We start from the raw sequence: 802 nt of genomic DNA on the forward strand, positions 1-802 counted from the left end.
GCCGTCGACCGCGAGCTCGGCCGGGTCGAGCTGCTGGTCGCCGGCGCGCGGCGGCCGCCGGTCGATCTCCCGGTCCCGGAGGGTGCCCTGCGTGCGGTCGAGCTGGTCACGGCGCCTCCCGGCGTCCTGGCCCTCCTCGAGACGGTCGTCGTCGTGGAGGACCTGGCCACCGCCCGCCGTCTCCTCCCCGGACTGACCGGGGGAGCCGTCCCCGTCACCGTCGTCACCCGCGACGGCGCCACGGTCTCGGACATCCTCCTCAGCGCCGGCTCGGGCGGGCAGCGCAGCCGGATCGAGCTCGTCTCCGAGCGCGACTCTGCCGCGACCCGTCTGGAGGAGGTCGAGCGCCTCCTCGACCGCCTCCGCTTCGAGGTCGCCGAGCAGAACGGGGCGCTGCGAGCGGCGAAGGAGCAGTCGACGCTCGCTCTCTCGGCCCTCCGCGAGCACGACGCAGCCCGGGCGGCGCACACCGAGCGCCTGGGCCGGGTGCGTGCTCAGCTCGAAGCCGCGACCGCCGAGCACGGACGCGGCGAGAAGGCGTTGGCCATCGCCTCCGAGCGGGTCGGCGACGCCGAGCGCGCCTCCCAGCGGGCGAGGGAGGCTCTCGACGAAGCCCGAGCCCGCCCGCGGCCCGTCCTCGACGTCAGCGCTCGCGACGGACTCCAGCGCGGGGTCGACGCCGCTCGCGAGCGCGAGATCGAGGCCCGTCTCGGCGTCGAGACCGCGAAGGAGCGGGTGCAGGCCGAGCAGTCTCGGGGCGAGTCGCTGGCCCGCCGGCTGGCGGACAGAGCGGGCAGCCGCC

The 802-nt window shown here is 76.7% G+C and carries 1 pseudogene; it reads left to right on the plus strand.

Annotated features, from left to right (window positions below):
* Positions 1–802, plus strand: a pseudogene (locus ACH61_RS17720) (chromosome segregation protein SMC); the annotation flags it as partial.

This window comes from Rathayibacter tanaceti, from assembly GCF_001634385.1.
GTDB lineage: Bacteria > Actinomycetota > Actinomycetes > Actinomycetales > Microbacteriaceae > Rathayibacter > Rathayibacter tanaceti.